General features: G+C 58.0%; 2 protein-coding genes. Both read left to right on the top strand.

Features of this window, described 5'->3' with window-relative positions; genetic code table 11:
* Positions 1–17: 17 nt before the first annotated feature.
* Positions 18–134, top strand: a complete 117-nt coding sequence (locus KHW85_RS08285; protein WP_366494975.1) for an LPXTG cell wall anchor domain-containing protein — start codon at positions 18–20, stop codon at positions 132–134.
* 460 nt (positions 135–594) lie between these two features.
* The gene (locus KHW85_RS08225; RefSeq protein WP_291459541.1) at positions 595–2,805 is read left to right on the top strand and encodes an SdrD B-like domain-containing protein; all 2,211 of its coding nucleotides are present in this window, start codon (positions 595–597) and stop codon (positions 2,803–2,805) included.
* The last annotated feature ends 524 nt before the right edge of the window (positions 2,806–3,329 follow it).

Below are 3,329 nucleotides of genomic sequence, written 5' to 3' on the forward strand. Positions count from 1 at the left end.
CTGCTGCGGTTGCCAAGGTGTTGGCTCGTACCGGCTCGGACGCGTCTGTTCTGGGTGGTATGGCGGCCATGGCAGCCATCGCTGGTATCGCGGCCCTGGCGGGTAAGCGCCGCCGCGACCGCCAGGAGGCCTAACCCCACAGGCAGGCACACGCCCCCCCACAAGGAGGGGTAAGCCCACCAACAAGGAGGGGGCGCGAGACCACCACAGGTCCCGTGCCCCCTCCTCGTCTATATCCGTACCCTGCTCGCTCCATCTACAACGCGCTCATCAACTAACGGTCAATAAGTGTGTGAGATTAGGCACTTGGCTATCTTATCGTTTCGTTCGCTATTTCCATTGATCCGGTCATTATTGAACGATTAAGCCGGCAGGAGTTTCGATAGTTATCAAACAAATCTCTGCTGTGAATATGATTGTTTCGCTGACCGAAGGTTCAGGTAACTTGTTTCGAAACTGTGGAAAGCTATTGTCCCGATATTGCAGTCCTTGGCCGTCATGACGTTCTGTTCTGTCAGGGCTGGATAGGACTCGGTGCCTTCATTACGCTGGGAGGCATCCTGTTTACTATCTGTTCCATCGAAGGATAAGTTGATGTCTCGACTGCGTCCCTTTAGTGCCTGTGTGGGCGTTGCGGGTGCTGCCGGCCTGGCGGCCCTCTCGCTTCTTGTTACGTCACTGACCCCCCTCGTCGCGCAAGCCAACGCCGCCGAGGAGGCCGCGCAATCGGGCGAGATCTCTTCTTCCCAGGAAGCGGCCCCGGCCTCGTCCGATACTGCGGTTGCCACCGAAGTTGCCGCCGAGGCGCGCGATCAGGCTCATGTGGCGGAAGCTGATCTTTCGCTCACGATGACGGGGCAGCGTGTGCAAGTCGATTCCTACGGTCGTGTTGTGCGTGGGGGGAACGGTCTTCCTGTGGTTGTTGACTCTGAGGAATTGCTTGCTCAGGGGGACCATATTCTCTATACGATTTCGGTGCGCAACGATGGTACCGTCGATGCGAAGGGGCTCACTCTTGTTGATCGCTTGCCGGAGGGGCTTGAGTATGTATCCTCCGAGACGCGGCTGTGCCAGCAAGCGCAGGCGGCTCCCTGCACAGAGGGGCCGTCGTACGATGGGCCCAGCGTTGCTCGTTGGTCGGGTGAGTGGGCGGTGCTTCCATCTGGTGCTCCCGAACCTGTATTGAAGCCTGGGGCGGCCGCGACTACGTATGTTGTTGCAAAGGTTGGCTTTGCGGCGCAGGGGCGGTCCATCACAAACACGGCGACGCTGGAACGGCGCGATCAAGCGGCCGCGAAGTTCGACAATAGTTCGGTGTCCGTGAGTCATCAGGTTGGAGCAGTTTTATCTGGACTCGTTTTCAATGATTGGAATGCATCGTGGGGGCGGACCTGGGGGAACTTTTATGCTGGCATATCTGTCCGCCTGTTGGATGAAAATGGTGTTCCTATCAAGGATGGTTCAGGTGTAGACCGCGTTGTCAGGACCGGCGAGTATGAACAATCGGCTGTTGATAGCGATATGCGTGGGCATATTGCGGATTTCGGGCGCTTTGCTTTCACGCGGCTGCCTCTCGGTAAGTACAAGGTTGAAGTGGTTCCAGGTCCTGCGCGAGAAACGGGTGGAATGGGCCTTGCGTCTGACGCCGATATCACTGACTATAAGCTCACGTATGCATACGGATCGTCAACTGAGCGATCTCAGGCTGGTCAAGGAAAGCTCCTGACCCCCAAGCCGATCGAGCTTAGTTATAACAGTCCTGTTGTCAAAGATGTTGATTTTGGCTTCCATCATCCTGTGAGGCTCGGAGATTATGTCTGGAATGATGCCAATCGAAACGGTGTGCAAGATGACGGTGAAAATGGTGTGTCGAACGTGACGGTCGAGCTCGCCGATGAGCGGGGTGCATCTGTTGTCGATGCGGATGGTCAGCCTGTCGAGCCGGTGAAGACGGATACCAACGGTAACTATTTATTCACGAATTTGCTGGCAGGTCGCTATCGGGTGACTTTTGATGTGCCGGCAGGTTATGCGCCCACAATCAGTGAGGCGGGGGAAGACACCTGGTTGGACTCGGACGGAGTAGTCGCTGAGGTCGTCGCCACTTATGACCCTGAATTTTCGATCGATCTTGGTCTGATTGGCGAAGGGTCCATCGGGGACACTGTGTTTTGGGATGTCAACCGCAGTGGCGGCGGCACCCCTGATGAGGGGGATAAGCTCCTGTCGGGAGTGACCGTGACTCTGTCGTACACGACCGCTGGGGGCGTTGAGAAGACTCAGTCGACCGTCACGGATAGCAACGGCACCTATTCCTTCACCGGATTGGCGCCCGGTGACTATGTGGTGACGGTTGATGAGGCGTCGCTGGCGGCCGCGTGCCCCGAATGTAATGGACAGACGCACTCGCCAGAGGGTGTGCTTCCCGTCGGTGATGGGCAGGCCTTGGCCCTGTCTGCGAAGGTGACGCTGACAGGTGCGGCGATGTTGCGCAGCGACCAGGATTGGGCTTTTGCTGTGGTGCCCGACGAGGTGGTTCCCGATGAACCGGGCACTGACGAACCTGTGGCCCCCGTTGATCCGGTGCCCGCCGATGCGGACGCTCCCGCTGTTGGTGATGGCGGTTCCGTGGCCCAGTCGGCGGCTTCTGGAAAGCAGGTGCCCGTTCCCTTGGCCAGCAGTGGGCCGGTATTGGCTCGTACCGGCTCGGATACTGCGGTTCTGGGTGGTATGGCGGCCATGGCGGCTGTGGCTGGCTTCGCGGCTGTGGTGGGTAAGCGCCGCCGCGACCGTCAGGAGGCCTAACCGCGCGGGCGGGCACACGCCCCACACGAGGGGGACGCCTCACCAGCAAGGGGGGCGCGAGACTAACACAGGTCCCGCGCCCCCTCCCACACACTCACCACAACAACGCGCTCATCAACTAACGGTCAATAGTTGTGTGAGCTTAGGCACTTGGATATCTTGTCGTTTCGTTCGCTATTTCCATCGATCCGGTCATTATTGAACGATCGAACTGACGGGGATTTTATGATTATCCGATAATTCTCAGTCGCCAATGTGATTGCTGAGCTGACCATCAGTTCAGAGAACTTGCTGAGAAACTGTGGAACACATTCCTCCTGACATTGCAGTCTTCAGTCACCACGATGTGTCGATGTGTAAGGGCTAGATAGGCGTCGGTGCCTTCACTAGGCTAGGACGCAAGTCCTGTCAATTTTCTGCCCCAAAGAAGGAGAAGTCGATGTCTCGACTGCGTCCGTTCCGCGCCCGTGTGGGTGTTGCGGGTGCTGCCAGTCTGGCCGCTCTCTCGCTTCTCGTCACGTCGC

Source organism: Actinomyces sp. oral taxon 181 (assembly GCF_018370895.1).
Lineage (GTDB): Bacteria > Actinomycetota > Actinomycetes > Actinomycetales > Actinomycetaceae > Pauljensenia.

Bases quoted from the DNA above. Each gene is read 5' to 3' on its own strand.
- KHW85_RS08225 (WP_291459541.1), top strand. From the start codon at position 595: ATGTCTCGACTGCGTCCCTTTAGTGCCTGTGTGGGCGTTGCGGGTGCT.